Origin of the sequence: Rhizobium sp. RHZ02 (genome assembly GCF_014851575.1) — a bacterium.
GTDB lineage: Bacteria > Pseudomonadota > Alphaproteobacteria > Rhizobiales > Rhizobiaceae > Rhizobium > Rhizobium altiplani.
This window is the reverse complement of sequence record NZ_JACUZX010000001.1, coordinates 391,034-410,190: the sequence shown is the minus strand read 5'-3', so window position 1 is coordinate 410,190 and position 19,157 is coordinate 391,034. Positions and strand designations below refer to the sequence as shown.

16 protein-coding genes and 2 pseudogenes are annotated in these 19,157 nt (G+C 56.4%); 6 read left to right on the top strand and 12 right to left on the bottom strand.

Annotation, left to right across the window (positions count from 1 at the left end):
• Nucleotides 1-231: 231 nt before the first annotated feature.
• From IB244_RS01915 to IB244_RS01900, 4 genes are all read right to left on the bottom strand, one after another.
• Nucleotides 232-1,005, bottom strand: a complete 774-nt coding sequence (locus IB244_RS01915) for a 2OG-Fe(II) oxygenase (RefSeq protein WP_169682448.1) — start codon at nucleotides 1,003-1,005, stop codon at nucleotides 232-234.
• Between the two features lie 702 nt (nucleotides 1,006-1,707).
• Nucleotides 1,708-2,271, bottom strand: a complete 564-nt coding sequence (locus tag IB244_RS01910; RefSeq protein WP_192303017.1) for a dual specificity protein phosphatase family protein — start codon at nucleotides 2,269-2,271, stop codon at nucleotides 1,708-1,710.
• A 72-nt stretch (nucleotides 2,272-2,343) separates the two neighbouring features.
• The gene (locus IB244_RS01905; RefSeq protein WP_192303015.1) at nucleotides 2,344-3,696 is read right to left on the bottom strand and encodes a sensor histidine kinase; all 1,353 of its coding nucleotides are present in this window, start codon (nucleotides 3,694-3,696) and stop codon (nucleotides 2,344-2,346) included.
• On the bottom strand, nucleotides 3,683-4,360 hold the full coding sequence (locus IB244_RS01900; RefSeq protein WP_018859085.1) for a winged helix-turn-helix domain-containing protein: 678 nt from the start codon (nucleotides 4,358-4,360) through the stop codon (nucleotides 3,683-3,685). Before IB244_RS01900 ends, IB244_RS01905 begins: the two co-directional genes overlap by 14 nt.
• Before the next feature lie 205 nt (nucleotides 4,361-4,565).
• Here IB244_RS01900 and IB244_RS01895 point away from each other — a divergent pair, with 205 nt between their 5' ends.
• The 5 genes from IB244_RS01895 (at nucleotide 4,566) to IB244_RS01875 (ending at nucleotide 8,750) form a co-directional block, all read left to right on the top strand.
• Nucleotides 4,566-4,829: a hypothetical protein gene (locus tag IB244_RS01895; RefSeq protein ID WP_169682450.1), complete on the top strand. Its 264-nt coding sequence runs from the start codon at nucleotides 4,566-4,568 to the stop codon at nucleotides 4,827-4,829.
• A gap of 12 nt (nucleotides 4,830-4,841) precedes the next feature.
• Nucleotides 4,842-5,618, top strand: coding sequence for a hypothetical protein (locus IB244_RS01890; protein WP_192303013.1), 777 nt, complete (start codon nucleotides 4,842-4,844; stop codon nucleotides 5,616-5,618).
• A 112-nt stretch (nucleotides 5,619-5,730) separates the two neighbouring features.
• Nucleotides 5,731-6,477 (top strand): phosphatase PAP2 family protein, encoded by a 747-nt coding sequence (locus tag IB244_RS01885; protein WP_246733730.1) that lies wholly within the window; start codon nucleotides 5,731-5,733, stop codon nucleotides 6,475-6,477.
• Nucleotides 6,478-6,670: 193 nt separating this feature from the next.
• The gene (locus IB244_RS01880) at nucleotides 6,671-7,339 is read left to right on the top strand and encodes a response regulator (RefSeq protein WP_018859089.1); all 669 of its coding nucleotides are present in this window, start codon (nucleotides 6,671-6,673) and stop codon (nucleotides 7,337-7,339) included.
• A gap of 1 nt (nucleotide 7,340) precedes the next feature.
• Complete coding sequence (locus IB244_RS01875; protein WP_169682456.1) at nucleotides 7,341-8,750, top strand: sensor histidine kinase; 1,410 nt, start codon at nucleotides 7,341-7,343, stop codon at nucleotides 8,748-8,750.
• A gap of 723 nt (nucleotides 8,751-9,473) precedes the next feature.
• On the opposite strand, the gene IB244_RS01870 is transcribed toward IB244_RS01875, so the two are convergent.
• The 3 genes from IB244_RS01870 to IB244_RS01860 all read right to left on the bottom strand — a co-directional run bounded on the left by IB244_RS01870 (nucleotide 9,474) and on the right by IB244_RS01860 (nucleotide 12,291).
• Nucleotides 9,474-10,355, bottom strand: coding sequence for an ABC transporter permease (locus IB244_RS01870; protein WP_018859091.1), 882 nt, complete (start codon nucleotides 10,353-10,355; stop codon nucleotides 9,474-9,476).
• Between the two features lie 15 nt (nucleotides 10,356-10,370).
• A complete protein-coding gene (locus IB244_RS01865; RefSeq protein WP_169682458.1) occupies nucleotides 10,371-11,189 on the bottom strand; it encodes an ABC transporter ATP-binding protein in 819 nt (272 codons plus the stop codon).
• Between the two features lie 88 nt (nucleotides 11,190-11,277).
• The gene (locus IB244_RS01860) at nucleotides 11,278-12,291 is read right to left on the bottom strand and encodes an ABC transporter substrate-binding protein (RefSeq protein WP_029792636.1); all 1,014 of its coding nucleotides are present in this window, start codon (nucleotides 12,289-12,291) and stop codon (nucleotides 11,278-11,280) included.
• 303 nt (nucleotides 12,292-12,594) lie between these two features.
• Between IB244_RS01860 and IB244_RS33045 the strand changes: the two are divergent.
• Nucleotides 12,595-12,791: pseudogene (locus IB244_RS33045) on the top strand (glycosyltransferase family 25 protein); the annotation flags it as partial.
• A 53-nt stretch (nucleotides 12,792-12,844) separates the two neighbouring features.
• Here IB244_RS33045 and IB244_RS01855 read toward each other — a convergent pair.
• The 5 genes and pseudogenes from IB244_RS01855 to IB244_RS01835 all read right to left on the bottom strand — a co-directional run.
• Nucleotides 12,845-13,088, bottom strand: a pseudogene (locus IB244_RS01855) (integrase core domain-containing protein); the annotation flags it as partial.
• A 16-nt stretch (nucleotides 13,089-13,104) separates the two neighbouring features.
• Nucleotides 13,105-14,853: a sensor histidine kinase gene (locus tag IB244_RS01850; RefSeq protein WP_192303011.1), complete on the bottom strand. Its 1,749-nt coding sequence runs from the start codon at nucleotides 14,851-14,853 to the stop codon at nucleotides 13,105-13,107.
• A 375-nt stretch (nucleotides 14,854-15,228) separates the two neighbouring features.
• Entirely contained in the window at nucleotides 15,229-15,825 is a 597-nt protein-coding gene (locus tag IB244_RS01845; RefSeq protein WP_025659561.1) for a response regulator transcription factor, read from the bottom strand.
• A 232-nt stretch (nucleotides 15,826-16,057) separates the two neighbouring features.
• The gene (locus IB244_RS01840; protein ID WP_049809254.1) at nucleotides 16,058-16,717 is read right to left on the bottom strand and encodes a helix-turn-helix domain-containing protein; all 660 of its coding nucleotides are present in this window, start codon (nucleotides 16,715-16,717) and stop codon (nucleotides 16,058-16,060) included.
• A 637-nt stretch (nucleotides 16,718-17,354) separates the two neighbouring features.
• Nucleotides 17,355-19,127 carry an adenylate/guanylate cyclase domain-containing protein gene (locus tag IB244_RS01835; protein ID WP_192303008.1) on the bottom strand — a complete coding sequence of 591 codons (1,773 nt, stop codon included), beginning with the start codon at nucleotides 19,125-19,127 and terminating at the stop codon, nucleotides 17,355-17,357.
• Between the last annotated feature and the right edge of the window lie 30 nt (nucleotides 19,128-19,157).

The window sequence follows — 19,157 nt, the reverse complement described above, 5'->3', positions numbered from 1 at the left end:
TTTGAGTTTTGGAGGCGCGCGAGAGTGTCCTCGCACTGGGCGATCTTGAAGACCGTATCGACTGGCCGGCTGCCGGTTTTCACCGACGAGCCGACGACGCCGAGCATTGTCTGCCTGCCAGGCGTTCTGTCGTGAACGGCTTCCACATATGGTACCCCCCGGGTGACGGTAACTGAGCGCTTAGGGGCAGCCGGAATGCGAAGGAACGTTAAAGTGCCCGGTGTGGTGCTACTAACCTGGTACTTTGAACAGCGCGCGTGCACGATCGACCAGCTTGCGCCCGACGGAGCGTCTCGGCATTTCAAAAATGATGTTGAAGAGGCGGCGGTAGCTGTCGTCGGGAGAGGTAAGTGCTGTAGCGCCGTGCCAGGCCGACGACGTGTTCTTGAAGAGAAAGCTGTGGTTGTCGGTGATACGAGCCGCAGTGCTCGTCTCGAAGTCCGCGAAATCGGGATTCATAGCTTCGATCTTCTTGCCGCCGAGTACCAGCGTGGCGCCCCCCCACTCGGGATTCCAATCATCGCTCGTATTGAAATAGAGAATATGCGTCCCGATCTTTGGTGGGGTGTCGAGATGCGGCGAGACCTCGGATCCCCGCGAGCCAACGTGCCAGGCATAGCGCGGGATGAATGTGGAAACTCCGAGCGCACGGCGAATGAAACGTTGGTATTCTTTGCTCGTCTCTAGTTCGTCCAAGAAACCCTGCCAGGCCGTGGGCAGTTGTTCGCGACCGACAACGCCACCCGCTTCCGCTGGCCTGTCTCTATGATAGATCGAGTCCTCGTAGGCCAGATAGTGGCGGTTGTGTGGGCGCTGACCATGAGATCGACGTATATTGTTGTGGTGTTCGAACAGCTCAAGCGATGGGAAGTTGGTATAGAGGGACTGAAATCCCTCCTGGGTCAAAAAGCCTCCAATGTTCTCCCAAGGAAAGGGTGCCCTTTTCCTGAACGCGTCAAGGTCGAACTGCCGCAGCAGTTCGTAGTCAATAAAAGTCCCCTTCATAAAATGCCCCTCCGCTGCCTCTTTCCCCAAACCAGTATTTCAAAAATTGCGTAAATTGCTGACCCGAACCTGAAGGGGGCGTCGTAGGATGTTGATTTGCTCGCGCTGATTCAGAATTGCTGCTGTTGCGGGCGAGGCTTCGGCTCATTCACTGGCGGATCAGCATATGCAGCATCGACTCCAGTGCGCGAACCTCGCCCTGAGGGCCCTGACGAGGTGAAGGTTGTTGGGGACATTCTTCCGATTCGGCTACGATCGCGATTTCGCTCGGCCCCTTGTCCGGAATGGACGGCCCAGGCGGAGAGTCCAAAGTCACTATATGCGGCGACCTGGCCTGCCCCTTGGCGGCCGCCAAGTAGAATTAACGATCATGGCGCGTCGCTTCTGGTGTGATGCCGTTCTGTGCGGTCGGCGTGTCTTCTGCGTGCAGTTCGAAATGTCGGCCATTTCCCGGAAAGTGACGTTCCTGAAACGGTTATATGGGTCAGGCGGTTGGTGGGCGTCATCTCGATGCGAACGGAGTCCCTCGGAAGCGATGGCGGGTGCCACGACAGGCGACCGTGTTTCGACCGGCCAAAGGCCTTTCGGCTTCTAGTTCTAAGAGATCGCCACCGCCGGGGCAGAGTTCGCCGATCTTCGAGGACGGCACCCCGTCGTACTGTGCAAGACGGATGGATTGGCGAGTCGGCCGAAAAATCCAGCCTAACCCCTTAGCCCGAAATGAACTTCCAGATTTTCCCAGCTCTTATCCATGGCATATGCTGCCGAAAGACGAGGGATACCCACATGGCCAAAATAGTAAGATAGCTGCCGCTCGGCGGCTTCTTCGTCGCGCCCAGCTATCCGACTGACGTACAGTGCTGAAGCAAGTCCCGTACGATCTGCACCTGCCTGGCAGTGAATCAGGATAGGCTTCGGAAGGCTTGCCATGAGCGCTACAAGACGGTCGGCCTGCTCAGGTGTGAGAACCTGGGAGGCCGACATCGGGTAGTCAACATGCTCGACGCCAAGTTTGCCCGCGGTCGCGAGTTCCGCGGAATACCATGTTCCCTTGTCGCCACTCGCACGCAAGTTGATGATCGATTTGATATCGTGGCTGGAGACATATCTCTCAAGTTGCCGGGGAGTTGGTTGAGCCGAGCGATACAATTGCCCTTCAATCACTGTGTGGAAATTGCCGGAAAGTTGAAGATAAAGCGGATAGCAACCGACCGCCGTTCCCACAGCAATCAGGCAAGCGAAAATCACCGAAGTACGTTTTGACATCAATGTTCCGCAGGTTTTGACAACTCACGGCCAAATGCCAGCCGAAGCTGACGGAGGCCTGAAGGACCGGGACTAGAGTGCTGGAAGCTGCACCGAAATCTTGACGCCAGGACTATTATCCTCAATCTCGATCCGCGCCCCGTGCAGATCGGCTATCGCCTTCACAAGGCTTAGTCCGAGACCGCTTCCCGGCCTCGTCCGGCTTTTGTCGAGGCGGTAGAGCCGTCGGAATACCTTGTCGCGCTCGGGGGCGGGTATACCGGGACCAGTGTCGGCTACCGTGATGACCGCGATCGGACCATCGCGCCGCAGGGAAACGTTGATAACGGTGTCCGGAGGGCAATGCGCAATGGCGTTCTCAACCAGATTTACGACCATTTGAACCAGCAGTTCGCGGTCTCCATTGATGTATGTCTCTCGGCACGGCTCGACGATCAGCCGTTGGTGATTGTCCTGCGCGACATCGGTGTAGACGTCCTCCACGAGATCAAGGAGTTCGCCGAGTCCTACCAAGCTGAAGCTCAGGCGGCGCGCGCCTGCTTCAATCTGTGAAATGCGCAACAGCGCTTCAAACGTCGCGTTTATCTGATCGCACTCGTCATGCGCCTCGTCGAGAAACCTCGCGACGTCATCTTGTTCGCCGTGTGCTTGGCGTGCCTCCTCCAGGGTCAGCCGCAGGCGGTTGAGTGGTGTCTTCAGTTCGTGTGCGATGTCCGCGCTAACCTGGCGCATGCCTTCGACCAGTCCTGCAAGCCGAACGAGTGCGTCATTGATCTGCTTGAAGACGTGGTCGAGATCATCATCTGCGTTTCGCAGCGGTATCCGGCTTTCCAGCTGCCCATTTGACACTTCCAGCATCGTCCGGGCAACGCCATCCAGGCGCTTTTGCGCCCGGCTTGCAAGGAATATGCCTCCGCCGACCGCCGCAAGGACAGCGAGGACCGCAGCCCAGATCAGGCTGACGAGCACCGTCCTCAGCATGGAGTCCATCTGCGCGAAGCTCCTGCCGACAACGAGCGTATTCTGGCCCAGTTTGGCTCCCTGCAGCCGGTAGACGGTGCTACCCTTCAAGCCGAGATCGGCCGATGTCACGGTAAAGACGCCCTCCGGAAGTATCGGCGCCTTGAAATTGCCAGCCAGTTTCTTCCCGGACCCATCAATCAAGGAGTAGACACCGTCGTCAGCCGGTTTGAGATTAGAATAGCTGTCGAGGGTGGTGACCAAGTCCTCAATGTCGTCAGGCGCATAGGTCGAGGAAACGACCTGGAACGTGTCGTTTAGCGCGGTGTCGAGCTGGGCGTTGAGGCCGTTGCGGAGCAGGTGATACATGATGCCACCAGTTGCTACCACTGTCAGGATGAACAGCAGCGCGAACGATAGCGCCAGGCGAAACGGCGTGCTTCGTCTGAGGTTAGTTAGGCGCATGCAGGCTATATCCGGTATGACGGACCGTGTGCAGCAACTGCGCTTGAAACGGCTTATCAATTTTGGCGCGAAGGCGGCTGATGTGCGTTTCAACGACGCTGGTTTTGGGATCGAAGTGGAAATCCCAGACCTTTTCGAGCAGCATGGTCTTCGTAAGCACGCGACCTTCTCCTCGCATCAGGACTTCGAGCAGTGTGAATTCCCTTGGTTGAAGCTCGATTGCCTGTCCAGCGCGCCTTGCCTGCCGTCGGATCAGGTCGAGTTCAAGGTCGGCCACCTTTAGGACCGTCTTCTGCTCTTGCACGGGAGGGCGTCGCAAGAGCGCATTGACCCTTGCGAGCAACTCCGAGAAGGCGAACGGCTTCACCAGATAGTCGTCGCCGCCCGCGTCGAGCCCCTCGACCCGATCATCCACGCCGCCGACCGACGTGAGAAACAGGGCAGGGGTGCTGACCCTGGCAGCGCGCAGCGACCGGACGATCGACAAACCGTCCAATCCCGGAAGCATGCGGTCGACGATGACGACATCGTACTCTTCCCGTTGTGCCTGGAAGAGGCCGTCTCGCCCATCCTTCATGACATCGCAAACATGTCCCGCCTCTCCGAAGCCCTTGGCAAGGAAGTCAGCTGTCTTGCGATCGTCTTCGATAACTAAAATCCGCATCAGATTCGCGTGCCATAGTTACCTGACCGCTGTCTGAACCATTGGCTTTTCGCCAATCTTTCGGAAAGCACACGGATCCGAAACGTGACGGATCTCGCGACCTTACGAAACCGTATGGTTGTGGCAAGGCGCCTGTATACGACGACGCATAGTGTCCCGCTACTGCCGCTCTGGGCAGCGGAGAAATCCTCAAAGGACACTCATCATGAAAACGATTGTTGCCGCCGCTGTTCTCAACGGGGTCGCTGCGCTTGGCTTCCTCGCTCTCTCCATTCCTGCGCATTCGGCCGTTCCCTGTGAAGAAATGCTGAAGGACATGCGCGCTGCCAAGGCCGGGGCGAAGCTCAGTGACGCAGACGTGCAAAAGGTCAACGACCTCGAAACGAAAGCGGTTGAACGCTGCAATGCAGACGATGACATCCGTTCGGACAAGTTCCTTGCCGACGCAATGAAGATCATGGGCAAGTAAAGGAGCGGGCAGATGAAAGCGCTGGCACAGACCGCCCCCGTAAACCGGGTCCCCGAGGTCACCATTGATTTCTGGTTGATCAAACTCATGGCCGTAACAATGGGCGAGACGGCAGCGGACTATCTCGCAGTCAACCTCGGCCTGGGCCTGACGGTGACGTCGGTCATCATGACAGTGGTCCTCGTCGCGGTCGTGGCAATGCAATTCGCACAGAAGCGCTATGTGCCTGCGAGTTATTGGGCGGCGGTTGTGCTGATCAGTATTGTCGGTACGCTTATCACGGACAATCTGGTTGATAATTTCGGGGTTCCGCTCGAGGCAACCACCATTGGATTGTCAATCGCACTCGCTGTGACGTTTTCGGTCTGGCTTGCGGTCGAACGCACACTGTCGATCCACACGATCTATACGATGCGACGCGAGGCGTTCTATTGGCTGGCTATCCTCTTCACATTTGCATTGGGCACGGCGGCGGGGGACCTGATCGCGGAAACGTTTGACTTCGGCTACCTGACCACAGCCCTCCTCTTTGTGGTGGTCATTTGCGTTATTACTGCGGGCTATGCCCTCGCGGGCCTTAATTCAATCGTGGCGTTCTGGCTTGCCTACATATTTACCCGCCCGTTGGGTGCCTCTTTGGGTGATCTGCTGTCACAACCACTTGAATACGGCGGGTTGGGCTTCGGAACGACCTACACGAGCCTGCTCTTCCTCGGGCTGATCGTCGGTATCGTGATCTATATGACGCTGTCCCAAAGCTCGAGCGAGCCGACAGAAGCAACCCGTTAACTGTCGCAAAAGGTAATCGTCGGTATGATTTGCCGGTTCAGGTGTTTGTCAGGCTGATGATGGATACGCGACAATCTCAGGCTTCATTCGTTGAGATTTGAATATGGCGCACATGGGCCAGTCCTCTTATACGCCAGCCCCTCCGGCTACGGCAGTACTCGCACTAATCGGCGCATGGTTCGCGTTGCTGGCCACGTTTTATCTCCATCCTTCCCTTGACGTCGAGGTGTCCTCGTTCTTCTTCACCGGCCCACTTTGTGAGGCAGCTCTTCCAGATTTTGTCTGCGGGTACTTCCCACTTCGTCGACTGCAGGTCGTCGAACACGTAAGGCAGATCCTGTACGTGCTTCCATACGCAGCAGCAGCGCTGATTGTCGTGGTCGGTGCGAGTGGCATTCTTTCAAGGGAAATTCGCAATCGCATTCCGATGGGCAGGCTGGTGGTTGCGATCGTAAGCCTTTGCTTGGGGCCGGGGCTAATTGTAAACGGGTTTCTGAAATCCTATTCGGGCAGACCTCGGCCTGTACAGACGAGCCTCTTCGGCGGCCCCTTCGATTTTGCAGCAGCCGGGACGTTCGTTGGCGAGTGTGCGAAGAACTGTTCCTTTGTCTCTGGCGAAGCCTCCGGGGCAGGGTGGCTGCTCTGTCTTCTCTTCCTGCTGCCGTCCCGTATTCGCCTGTGGGTTGGACCGCCATTGGTCGCAGGCTCGTTGATAATGGCAGGTTTGCGTGTCGCAGTGGGTGCACACTACGCGTCTGATGCCTTGCTTGGCTGGCTCTTGGCGATCATTCTCTTCATGGCATTGCTGATTGTCGAAGCCCGGATTGCCGACAAGCTGAAAGTCGGCTGGCCGCGGTGAACGCCCAGCCTATACGGCGCGGCGTGTTAATCCGGGAGTTCTGGCGGGTTCGCTCGAAAGCCTGTCGTAGCCGCTGCCGACAATCGATGGTCATATCGAGCTATCTCGCACACATGGGGTTTGTGCACACATGGGGTTTGTATTGAAGCACTCTCGCATTCAACAAACGGCTCGCATGTGCTAGGGACAGACTATGAAAATCCTGATCGTTGAAGACAATAAGGAACTTGCCGACTGGCTCGGCAAGGCGCTTCGGCAAGCCCAGTATGCAGTGGACATCGCCTTCGACGGCGAAGATGCCGAGTTGATGCTCAAGGTCGCGAGCTATTCGGTCGTCATTCTTGACCTCTCCCTTCCCAAGATCGATGGCATGACGCTGTTGAAACGCATTCGTCAAAATGGCGAGAAGGTGCCCGTGATTATTCTGACGGCCAATGCCAGCCTTGACGGTCGGGTGGCCGGGCTTGATGGCGGCGCGGACGACTACCTCGCAAAGCCCTTCGAAATCGCGGAACTGGAAGCCAGGATCAGAGCGGTCGTACGACGCGGGCAAGACAGGGCCGCGCCTGAAATCATGGTGGGCGATCTGAGATTTGCTGGCTCAACGCGTCAGTTCTTCATCGGCGGTGAACCGCTAGCCCTTACTCCGCGCGAACACGCGGTGCTGGAATACTTGGTTATGAAGGTGGGAACCACGGTGTCAAAGGCCACGCTGTCCGAAAGCGTATTCGGTTTCGATGACGAGGCCGACCCGACTGCAATCGAGATTTATGTTCACCGTCTGCGCAAGAAGCTTGAGAGAAGCTCAGCGCAGATCGCGACGTTGCGTGGTCTAGGCTATCTGCTCCGAGATGCACAGTGATATGCAGCTGGCGTGGTACAACTATCCGCGGTCGGTTTTCAGGCGGCTTCGCGAAAGCCTGCGAGCGCAACTGCTTGCGTGGGTGATCCTGACGCTCTTCGGCGCGATCTGTTTCAATCTTTACGACAGCTTCCGAACCGCAGACGCCGCATCGAAGCTTGTTACAGACCATACGTTGCTTGCCTCGGCCCGCGTCATCGCGGAAGCAGTGCGCGTTGACGCAGGAGGTACAGTTGAGGTTGATATCCCGCCTGCGGCAATCGAAATGTTCGATACCGGATACGGGGATCAAGTCTTCTACCAAGTCATTACGGCCTGGGGAAATCTCGTCGCGGGCTTCCCCGAACTACCGTTGCCGACCGTCGAGCGGGTAGGGCAGGATCGTGCCTTTCGTAACGCCGGGATACGAGCGCTGACGTTGAATCACCCGGTCGTTGGCCTCCCCAAAGACGGCGAAATCGCCGTGACGGTTGCGGTCACCCACAACGCTCAGTATGCGTTGCGGCGCCGTCTGTGGTTCTCGGATTTCACGAAGCAGGTTGTCCTCGTACTCCTCGCGGGCGTTGTCACGATTATTGGTCTCCAGCGTGGGCTCGCTCCCGTGCTTAGGTTGCGCGATGCGGTTCGTGAGAGGGGTCGAGATCGGCTCGACCCCTTGTCACCGTCGATGGTACAATCCGAGCTGCGCCCACTGGTTCTCGCGCTCAACGACCATATGGAGCGGGTCCAGAACCAAATGGCCGCTCAAAGGCGATTTGTCTCGAACGCAGCACATCAACTCCGCACGCCCCTTGCGCTCATTTCAACGCAGGCCAGCGTTGCGGCAAGGGAGAAAAATACAGAGCGCCGCGATGAGGCCCTGCAGGCGCTTCGCAACAGCACGCACCAGATATCGCGGCTTGCCAGTCAGCTCCTGACCCTGTCGCGGGCAGAGCCTGGAAGCAGACGGCCACGGACAGACGTTGTCGATCTCGTCGCCGTTGCAAGGGAGGTACTCGGCACGCAAGCCGAGGAAGCGCTTCGCCGTGGCATCGACATCGGGCTGGAGGAAAATGGTTCAGTCGATGTTGAGGGCGACGGCACCATGTTGCGGGAGATGCTGGTAAACCTCGTTGACAACGCCATCCGCTACACGCCTGCGCCTGGCCGGGTCACTGTGGGTGTAACGCGACAAAATGGGACAGCCGTGCTTCGTGTCGAGGACAACGGGCCGGGAATTCACCCAATGGAGCGCGAGCACGTCCTCGAGCGCTTCTATCGCATTATCGGCACCGAAGGGGAGGGAAGCGGCTTGGGGCTAGCCATCGTTCTTGAGGTTGCGACGGGTGCTGGTGGAACCGTTTGGCTGGATGGTGCCAAGGGTGGCGGACTGGTGGTAACGGTTAGGCTGCCTGCAAGAGCCAAACACTGAGCGTGTTAGCAGGCCCCAACATGCTCAGCCTCGCAGGAGACCAGGCTGACAGGGCAAGGTCGTCAAGTTGAAGGCCCTTCAGCCACCCGGAGGCTGGACTGTCCAACAGATGGTTGGCTAGGACCAAAAAAATAGGGCCATCGACAGTCGAGGCCCAAGGTGTGGAGGTTTGAAACCTCCAGAGGGGAACGGTCGGCGCATGGGATGGGAGGTATTACCCACGTTAACCACCGACTACACAACATATACGGGCATTCTGTCGATAAAGCAATGGACCGGATCCATCCCTGGGGAACTCTGCGCAGCTGAATAACACGCATAGGTAAGCATCGATCCGTCCTGGTTATCGATGCTGGCGCTGCATTGACGATAAGCGACGACACACTGCGCTTGTCTACGTCAGCAGGTGGCCCTTGCGGAGGGTTTATCAGAAAGGGTCCTACAAGGGGCTGGCTGCCCACGAGGAAAGATGCTGCCCCAGTTGCAGCGCTGGATCAGTGGGCGGGTCGGAGACCTCGTAGCTTTGATTCTTCAGACATGCCGTCGCCTGGCACCGAATTTGAACGACGACTCTCTGCGAAGGAGGAATCTCTAAGCGTTTACAGGTGTCTGATGATCGCCATCTATTGCTCTAAATCAACAGGTTATTGCGGTTGACGTAAGAAATAGATGAGGCCGGGCCCGTACGAACCCAGCCCCATGGTCCTTGGGAGGACTAGCTGCTTATTGCGTGTCGATGTGCTGTTGCGGCCGCCATTTCGCGAGCCTGTTTTCGATCAACGTCATGATGAATTCGGCGAAAAGCGTAACGACCATCACAAGCAGGATCGCGGCATACATTCCAGCAGCATCGAATGTTCCTTTTGCGATTGAAATCAGCTGGCCGATGCCGAACCGAGCTCCGACGAACTCGCCAACAATCGCACCGATAATCGCGAAGCCGAAGGATACGTGCAGGCTGGCGAAGATCCAGCTCATGGCGGAAGGAATCACGACTGTGCGCGTTACTTGCCAGTCAGATGCTCCCAGGATGCGAGCATTGGCAATCATGTTGCGATCTGCCTCGCGGACGCCCTGGAAGGCGTTGGCGAACACCACGAAGAACACCATGATGAAGGCGAGGGCAACCTTGGACGGTAGCCCAAGGCCCATGATCATGATGAAGATTGGCGCGAGAACAACACGCGGGATCGAGTTGATCGCCTTGATATAGACCGAGAAAATGTCCGACAGGAACTTGTTGCGGCCAAGGCCGATGCCGACGAATACGCCGGTGATCGATCCCGCGAAGAACCCGATCAGGGCTTCTTCCATTGTGACCCAGAGATTGTACCAGAGCGAGCCTTCGGTGGTCCCCTGGGTCGCCCATTCGTAGAGCCGCTGCATCACCTCGCTGGGGCTCGAATAGAAGAACGGATCTATCCAGTGCATGTTGGAGGAGAGCTCCCACATGCCGACGACGGCTACCAGGATAAATACCTGCCAGAAGAGAACGAGGTTCTTCCGGCGCTTTATGGCTTTCAGCGCAGTAGCTTCAATTTCGGCATCAGAGGTGCCGGCGGAGAAGATTGGCGCGGTTCGGGCCTCGAAAGTCGTGTATGCCATGTCTGATTTCCTCCCTTAGGCTGCTTCGCTTGCGCGCCTATAGCTGGTCTCGACCTCTTGCCGCAGGTCGTCCCAGATCGTCTTGCAGTAGTCGATGAAGGTCTGGTCATAACGGATCTCAGACACAACGCGCGGGCGGGGCAGGTCGATCGTGTAAACCGACTTCACGGTCGCCGGACCTGCGGTCAGCACGTAGACCTTGTCGGCGAGCGCGACGGCCTCTTCGAGGTCGTGGGTGACGAAAATGACCGACGCCTTGCGGTCCGCCCAAAGCTTCAGGAGTTCTTCGTGCATTACAGTGCGGGTCTGGACGTCCAAGGCCGAGAACGGCTCGTCCATCAGCAGGATTTCAGGTTCGTTGATGAACGTCTGCGCGAGCGAAACGCGCTTGCGCATTCCACCGGACAACTGATGGGGATAGTGATGGATGAACTTGGATAGCCCGACGCGTGCGAGCCAATCCTTTGCACCCTTCTCGGCTTCAGTCCGCGACTTGCCACGGAAGAGCGGGCCGGACATGACGTTGTCGAGGACATTCTTCCAGGGAAAGAGAGCGTCGGTCTGGAACACGAAGCCAACACGCGGGTCTATGCCGTTGATTGGGCCGCCCATCAAGCGAACTTCACCTGCACTAGGCTTCGCAAGACCTGTGACCAGATTGAGAGTGGTCGACTTGCCGCAACCCGTTGGGCCGACGACCGCAACGAACTCTCCGCGGCCAACCGTCATGTTGAAATCGCGCAGTGCCGTCAATGACTTTCCGGTCGGGGAAACAAAGCGACGGCTGACATTGATCAGCTCGATCGCGGGGATCTGCTTGTTGTCCTGATTCATGGTGATACCTGTGCGTGGTTTTGGGGGCGCACACGCGATGCCCAGGGTGGGAGCCACTTCCGACTGGACGGAAGTGGCGCAACGTGACTTACTTTACGTTCTTTACGAACTCAGTCGTGTAAGTCTTTGACAAGTCGATCTGCTTGCCTTTGACGTTCTTCGAGAATTCCGAAAGGACCGCCAGGACTGTCTTGGGGCCGTCTTCCGGCATCACGCCGTCTGGCGTGAACATTCCCTTGCCCTGGTCGAGTGCCTTGACGTACCCGTCCTTGTCGCCGACGTAGAAGTCCTTAGGCATCTTTTCAGCGATCTCGGCCGCCGAGTGCGTGTTGATGTAGCGGAGTGTCTTCACGAACGCATTGGCCAGCTTCTGGGCCTCGTCCTTGTGAGCATCCGCCCAAGAGGTTTCGACGTAGAACGATGCCGCCGGATAGGTGCCGCCAAGCGCCTGTCGCGTAGCCTCGACGGTTCGCATGTCGACGAGGACAGTTGCTTCTCCTGTCTTCAACATGCGCGAGATCGTCGGCTCGGTCGTCATCCCACCCTGGATCTGATCCTGCTGCATGGCGGCGATGAATGTCGCGCCTGCGCCTACCGGGATGGTGACGACGTCGCCGGGCTGCAACCCAGCCTTCGAGGCCATGTAGAGGGTCAAGAAATTGGTGGACGAGCCAAGGCCCGTTACGCCAAGGCTCTTACCTTTGAAGTCTGCCGGCGACTTGATGTCCGGTTGCTTCGTGGAGACGAGCTCAACTTCGCCTGGTGCCTGGCTGAACTGGACGATGGACTCGACGAACTTGCCCTTGGCCTGAAGGTCGACGCAGTGGTCGTAGAAACCAACAACGCCCTGGACGGCACCGGCTAGCAATTGGTTCTCGGCGTCGACGCCTGCGGCTTCATTCAGAAGCTCGACGTCCAGGCCTTCATCCTTGAAGTATCCGAGGGACTCGGCGAGCTTTGCGGGCAGGTAGATCTGCTTCTCGTAACCGCCAACCATGATGGTGATCTTGTCAGCGGCGCGGGCCGTGGATGCACCAAACGACGCGGCGGCGATCATTGCGGAAACAGCGATGCTATTAAAAAGACTGCGTGACGAACGCATTAAGGTCTCCTCCAGTATGAGTTACGCATCGCCTGTCATCACGATACAAGTGCTTCCTCCACGATGCAGCTCGTTGGTAGCCGCTCGAAGCTTTCAACTAGCTTTCAGTGGTTCGGCTAGCGCGATAGGGCCTTCGTAGAAAGGCACAATCTTACGAAAGCGTATAATCGTGGACAGAGTGCGGAGATTTTAAGGGCCGGTGTTATTTGCGATTGCCACGACCCCCGAGGCCTCGATGAGTTTTCGTTCCCGCCCAGAAAACATCACACGCCCGGCACGTGCCGGCCCAGGCCCCACACCTTTCTGATCAATCTCGATCGGTCAACGGATCGGGGAAAACGCATGGCGTTTCTTCTCAGCCGCATCGGACTCGCTTTCGAAAGGGTATCGGCGATAGATGGGCCAAGTTCCAGCATCCGATCGACTTCGACGAACGCGGCCCGCGACACCGACGCAGACCAAATCCCTACGAGATTGGCTGTTTTCTCGGCCACGTCGAGTGGTAATCCACTCGTTTTCAACGGAGCTCCGCGGTAGAATTCACGCGGCCATTTCAGTTCGGTGCGGGCTTGATGCCGCCGATGCCCATACTGGGCCGTTCGTTGTTGTAGGTTGATAGCCACTGCGTGGCAAATTTCGGTGCCCCCTCAATGCCTTCGATGATGTGTTGGTCGAGCCATTCATGTCGGACGGTTCGGTTATAGCGTTCGACATAGGCATTCTGCTTCGGCTTGCCCGGTTTGGATGCGGCTCAATGCAATCCCCCGTTTCTCCACCCATTCCATGAGCTTGCCGCGCCAGTCGATATCGATTTCAGCAGGACGACCGTGGGCGCTTTGGTTGCCTTCTAGCGACGGCAACATCAACGACTTTAAGACTGCTTTGTCTCGCGGTGACATGAGCCTCGTCGGCTGTAGCCGGCTGCCGACGGTTTGACGACGCTATCCCGCTCGTCGCCTTTGGCAACACTATCTCGAAGATCGCTCCCCGACCTTGATGGTTCTTGCCAGAAAGCTCCCCTCCAGCACGCTCTACGATACGGCGAGAAAGAGAAAGGCCCAAACCCATACCCGAAACTTTAGTCGTCGAGAATGGGACAAAGAGGTTCTGCAGCATAATCTCCTCGATACCAGGTCCCCGATCCCGTACTCGGATAGAAATACGATTGTCAGTACGCCGAGCGCTGATCGCGACAATCCGGTCTTCGGCGTCAAGATGCTCGCCCACCTCCAACGCATTGCGAACGAGATTGTAAACGACCTGTTCGAATTCAACTCTGCCGATTTTGCAAAGCAGCGGTTCCTCGTCGAAATCGAGTGCGAGTTCGAAACCACACTCTGCGAATAAAGCTTCCATGAGGGTGGCAACCTCACGTATCGCCGCAATTATGTCGGTGCAGGCGGTGTCTGTTGGCTTCGGGCTTACGAAGCTTCGAACATTTCTGATGATTTCGCTCGCTCTCTGCGCGTCTTTCACGTTCGAGGAAAGAATACTCGTCACGTTCGTCTGGGGTGTCGACATGGCATCCATCAACTTCACACCAGTTTGGCTGTTAATGAGAATGGCTGTCAGTGGCTGAATCAGCTCGTGAGCAATTGCCGCCGCCATTTCCCCAATCGCGTAGACTCGCGACGCATGTTCGTGCCGCTTTTCCAGTTCAAGGCGGTTTATATTCGCTTTTGCGAGTCGCTCGGCCTCTCGCAGGCGCCGCGTGACCTGGCCTTGGTGGAGAGCATAGGAAGACAGACCCGCTATAAGTATGGAGAATGTGGAGAAGACGTACAGCATGCTGTTGTCGAAAATCGCGTCCAAGGCGATTGGTTTTTCGACATTGATGCTCGTTTTCAAGAAATTGTCGTTTGGGTTTTGATATATATCGCCGATATAAACCTCAATACGGCGTTCTATTGTTGATAGTATAAGCGAATTGTTCCTTTTTGTGGATACATTGGAGAACAAAGTCAATTCTCCTGACGTCCAGGTAACCTTTGGGCAATTATCTACTAAAGATGGCTTGAGCATTTCTCGAGAATCGATCGTTATTATGACAGAGAAATGATTTTTGTAGTTACGGACGTGCTCAATAATGTAGTATTTGTTCTGTAATTTACTATCAACAACAACTTGCACTTGACCATGGTGGCCTCCTAAAGCCTCAAGCAGCTTTGCAGATTTCAGTATCGGGCTCTCCCTTTCGGTGGGCACTTGCACGATAGGTTTCAGTCGCACCTTCTCGTCCGGCTCCATTTCATACCACGCTATGCCAGATATTTGCGGGTACCGGGCGTGGAGGTTCTCCGCGAGATTCGTAAAAGACGCGATAGAACGGCTACGTGGAGCGTCCGCTACCATCGTAAGTGATTGCATGAAGCCAAAGTTCTGGCTGTTCCGACTAACTGCCAGACGCTCAAGGCTTTGGGCGTAGGAAGCAATGTTGTTCTCAACTTTGTCTATATGGAAAAATATCAATACTACTGTAACTAGAAACTGCAGAGCGACCCAAATCAGGATGGCGGGCAATGCCAAATTAACTGCGGTTCTCAATCGCTGGGAAGCAAACAAGCTTGCAATCTCTGAAGTTAGAATAAAGTTACAGGTCGTCGGGAGCGAAGGTGGCGCTGACGACGAATGCACGCATCGGTATATTTACCTAGATACAACCTCTAACAATTGCTGACTTAAGAATTTATTCTCGATGCGGCAGATGATGATGGAATGAAATGGCTCAGCGAAATCCTCGATCGTGAAGGGTCGGGGAAGGAGACTGTCCTTCATTGGTTTAAGAAGGTCGAGCAGGATATAGCCCGGCTTCAAAGGTCAGTCCGTCGACCTGCATACTCGGTAGTATCGCATCCCTCACCGATTCATCGTCCTCATTGAGATGCAGCGGATTTCGGCGGCGTCTCGGTGTCTTTCTTCCTCACCCAAGTCAGCTACCTATACGGATGCTAACATCTGAATATGGACGAACTCAGCAACGGACCGTGTGCCCAGTTTGGTGGAAATGTTGGCGCGATGTGCATCGACGGTTCGGGTGGAAATAGCAAGCACCTTCGCAATCTCTTTGGTGCCGAATCCGCGACACAACAAGTCGAATACCTCCCGCTCTCTCAGCGTGAGCTGATGCACCAGAAGGCTCGCTTCGTCGCGTTCCAGGAGTGTTTCCAGTTGTGCAAATGCTGGCTTGAGCGCTTCCCGTAGCTCGTCGCCACCAATGGGCTTGCATAGGAAATCGACCGCGCCGGCGCGAAATGCCGCTCGGCAACTCTCAAGATCTCTGGTTCCGGTGACGACAATGATGGGCCAGTAAATGCACGCCTTGGTCAACTCCGTTTGCAGTTCCAACCCACCCTTCGTCGGCATATGTAGATCAAGCAAGATACAGCCCGGCTTCAAATTCGGCAGACTGGAAAGAAAAGCGTTGCAGTCGGGAAAACCCATGGCGATCAACCCGTCGACGTGCAAATTCAGCAGTATCGCATCCCTGATCGATTCATCATCATCGATGAGATAGACCGGATTTCGCTGAACCATTTACGAATACCATCACAACTGCATTAAAAATGAAATCTCAGGAAGATACCGCGTTTCCATCTGCAATTGGTAGAGGCGCCGGGTAGGTAAACATACCGATGCGCATGTTGCTGAGCTGCTAAAGCCGTCTATTTGAGGGGACCGATCTCGGCGCGCCCAGCGTTGCGGCGCTTGCCTTTAGTCTTCGCGCATTGCTGAAGTTGGGTGGTAGCGTTGCAAGGGGACAGCAGCGTCACAAGACTTTCTGTTTGTAAGCTTGCACGACCGCCTGAACCCTGTTGTATGCATTCAACTTGCGCATAGCCGATTTTAGGTACGCGTTAATTGTTGATCCGGACAGGGACAGGATGATCGCAGTTTCTTCACTGGTCTTACCCGCCGCCGCCCAGCGCAGGCACTCGATCTCGCGTTGAGATAACGGCGATCTTTGTCTTGAGGCAACGGATTGCCTGAAGTAACTGTTAATTGCAGCAAGGCACTTCATCAGTACAGAATTGCTATTATGGTATTGATGCGGGTTTGACGTAAATATTAATAGATATTTACTGTCTTCCGGGTCGTATATGCAGAAAGCGTAAAGTTTGTTTCCCAAATTGGACATGATGAATACTGAATCGTTGCAATTTTCTATTCTGGTTTCTAGCTCCATTTCCATCGGCAACGTCGAAAACTTGACAAGATCCAGGAGTTTCGTTTGGAAAACGCTTTCCTTGCATATTTGAAGAATGGCGTCCTTTGACCAATCTGTGCCAATAAGCATGTCAGAAAAATTGGCAGTGCCAGCGTCGGGAAATTTGAGGACGGCATACGATCTGAAATGCTCCTCGTCGCATATCTTTTTTAGATCGGCGCAGAGCGTAGCAGTGCAAGGGTGCTTAACGAACAGCGTCATACGGAAATGCACCTAGTTACTTGGCCGGAATCCGCACCACACCCGCCATTCGGCTGTAGTCTGCAAAGGCGGCCCGCGTCTGAAGTAGCCCATCAAAAACCGCTTGGAAATGTTCTCTAAATTCGCATTTGAAATCTCCTTGCCGGTGGATGTGGCACAGCATTCTTACATCCCGCTTTCCCACTTGTATGTTCGTAGCTTTACCTACGTGGATCGGCGCGGCTTAGCGCGAACCTCTGCTGCTGTCTCAGCGCTCATCGGCGCGTTTGGAGCTGCTGGCGTCTTCTCTCATTGGCAGCCCCGGTGCAGTGGACTCGCCAAGACACCTCGGTTCCAGTCGATAAGGCCATGCACCGAAGTCTGTTCTACCAGGCGCTTAACCCCAATGGGTAAGGCCTTGCTGTCAGTTGCTCATCGGAGTGGCATTGAATTTCTCCTTGGTGAGCGGATCTGCGGTCTGAGCCCATAGCAGCCGGATCCGGACAGCTCGCCGTGCTTCAGAAGGAACTTCGCATACCCGCCACGCAAGATGCCCTCGCTTCTCGACTGATGACAATTCCGGGTGTCGGCGCAATTTGCGCCACAGCGCTGGAAGCATGAGCGCCGCCGCGGAGCAGGCTGTAGACTGCCGCGTCAATCACTCGGTGAGACCGGCTTTGCGCAGGCCGTCCACAACGCGCTCGAAATCGGCAGGGTTCTTGTAGGGCAGCACTTTGCGCCTGTGCTCCAGTGAATAATCAGGATTGATGCGGAACACTCCGTCCCACTCCTCGCGCGCCTCCGCGAAGCGGCCCAAGTGACCATAGCTCGCCGCTAGCAACACGCGTGAGATGTCGGTGCCGGGATTGCGCACAAGCCGACGCTTCAGGAAGGCAACGGCTTCCTCGTACCTGCCCAACTGAAACATCGCCTGCGCGTGGAAGTGCAGGAAGATGTCGGGATAATATGGATTCAGCGCAACTGCGCGCTCGAAACAGACGAGGGCCTCGTCGGACCGGCCCGCATAATGCAGAGCGTTGCCGAGGCTTTCATGGCCCTCGGCAAGATTGGGGGCAAGCGCGATCACGCGTTCAGCCTCGCGGATGGCCACGTCAAGTCGTCGCAGGTACAAGTTGGTGACGCCCAGCGCCCAATGCGCGTAGGGATATCGATCGTCGAGCGCGACCGCCTGCGTCGCAGAAACGATCGCCTGTTGCAGTGACTTCGAGGGCGATTGGCTCCACTGGTTGACGTAGGCCAGTGCCTGCGCCACGGCGAGGAACGCGTGGGCCGGGGCAAAGTTGGGGTCCAGATCGATGGCGCGCTGCAACAATTGCTGGCCCTCAACATTCTGCTCTCTCGTGAGCCGCCACATGTGTTCACGACCCCGCAGGAAGCAGTCATAGGCCTCCAGATTTTGTGTCTGCTCGGCCGCGAGGCGCTGCTGGTCTCCCGCCGTCAGCTTGAGTTCCAAAGCACCGACGATCTGCTGCGTGACGTCATCCTGCACCGCGAAGATATCGCTCAGGTCGCGATCGAAACGCTCAGCCCACTGATGCCCGCCAGTGGTCGCATCGATGAGCTGCGCGGTGATCCTTACCTTATTGCCTGATTTGCGAACGCTTCCCTCCAGCACGTAACGCACGTTGAGATTGCGCCCCACCTCCTGCACGTTCACGCTCCGGCCCTTGAAAGTAAATGATGAGTTGCGAGCAATGACAAACAGCTGCGACAGCTTCGATAGCGCAGTAATGATATCTTCGGAGATGCCGTCGGCGAAGTACTCCTGCTCGGCATCGCCGCTCATGTTGACGAAGGGCAGCACGGCAATCGAAAGCTCAGGCGGCGATTCGGCCGGAGCATGAGCCACGGCGCCTGCGCTTACTGCTGGCTTTGCCTCCGCAGCGGCACTGACCTGAAGCGAATAGACCCGGATGGGCTCGGCGATGTTCTTGAGCTGCATCACTCCAAGATCGCTGACGGAGAGATCGAGCCTCGCCTTGACCTGGCGATAGGCATCCTCGGACAGGCAAATGGCGCTGGGGGTCGCGATACCCTCGAGACGGGAGGCAATGTTGACGCCATCACCCATCAGGTCGCCATCGCTTTCCTCTACTACGTCCCCCAGATGGATGCCGATCCGGAACTCGATGCGCCGATCCTGCTGAACGCCGGCATTGCGCTCGGCCATGCCATTCTGTACCTCGATGGCGCAGCGCACGGCATCGACAACGCTGCGGAATTCGACCAGCGCTCCATCTCCGGTGCGCTTGATAACGCGGCCATTGTGCACGGCGATGGTTGGATCGATCAGGTCGCTGCGCAGTGCCCGCAACCTTGCAAGGGTGCGATCTTCGTCCTCGCTGGCGAGCCGGCTATATCCGACTACATCAGCGGCCAGAATTGCAGCCAGCTTGCGATTCTCGCTCATAGGGTCATCCCCCATCTCCACGATAGCAGG